The sequence below is a fragment of the Pseudomonas sp. 05T35 genome, from assembly GCF_056396605.1.
This window is the reverse complement of sequence record NZ_JBFTLU010000808.1, coordinates 1-871: the sequence shown is the minus strand read 5'-3', so window position 1 is coordinate 871 and position 871 is coordinate 1. Positions and strand designations below refer to the sequence as shown.

Annotated in this window: 2 pseudogenes; both read left to right on the top strand. The window is 54.5% G+C overall.

Annotated features, from left to right (window positions below):
* Positions 1–380: 380 nt before the first annotated feature.
* A pseudogene (locus AC1DH9_RS29990) lies at positions 381–614 on the top strand (NAD synthetase); the annotation flags it as partial.
* Positions 611–871: pseudogene (locus AC1DH9_RS29985) on the top strand (hypothetical protein); the annotation flags it as partial. The pseudogenes AC1DH9_RS29990 and AC1DH9_RS29985, both read left to right, overlap by 4 nt.

Genomic DNA, 871 nt, shown 5'->3' with positions numbered 1-871 from the left:
GGACAAGCGTGAACAGGCCAAGGCCGCGGCGTTTGCCCGTAACCAACAGGCGCCGCCAAAGGCAAAGGGCCAAAGCCTGCGCAAGCCAGTCGTGCCGCGTTGATCGCAGCCTAGCAAGCAAAACGCCAGCCTCGTGCTGGCGTTTTGCTTTATAGGCGCTGGAGAACTTGTTTGTTAAGGTGGCGCCCATTAATTGCCATCGCAGGCAAGCCAGCTCCCACAGGGGAATGCATTCCAGATGTGGGAGCCGGGCTTGCCCGCGATGAGGCCAGCATGGCCACTATCTACTTCAAGGAAGAACACCCATGAGCAACCCCCTGCCTGGCATCGGCATGGACTCCAACCGCTCCCAGTTCATGGCGCGCCAGCGCATCGAGAATGAAATCAACAAAGAACTGTTGACCATCAATGACCTCCGCCTGACATCGAAGATGCTCAAGCTCAAGCAATTGACGGGCGAGCTGCCCAAGCGTTTTACCCCGACTCAACTTAAGCACAGCACCAAGACCCAAATTAAAGATGCCTTAGGCGCAACGGCGGGCTTTGGTGGGAGTGCTTATACGGGCAACGTAAAAACCATCGCATTGGGGTTGTATGAGGAAGTCGGCGAATGAGCGAGCTGATGACGCTTCGTGATTTTTTCAGGCACTACTTCCTTACTTTTATCGGTGGTGTATTTGCGGCCTATTTTTCCTTGGGTTTCGCTACCGCGCTTTCCTTTGCGACCTATTTTCGTGATGCTCCTCTCGCTGGAGGTTTGGGCTTTTCAATCATGCTTGCCGGAGCGTTTCTGACCCTGTTAACGGTCCACAGCAATTTCATGATTTTGCGGGGGCGACCGTCTTGGGTGTGGGTAACGGTGGGTATTTAC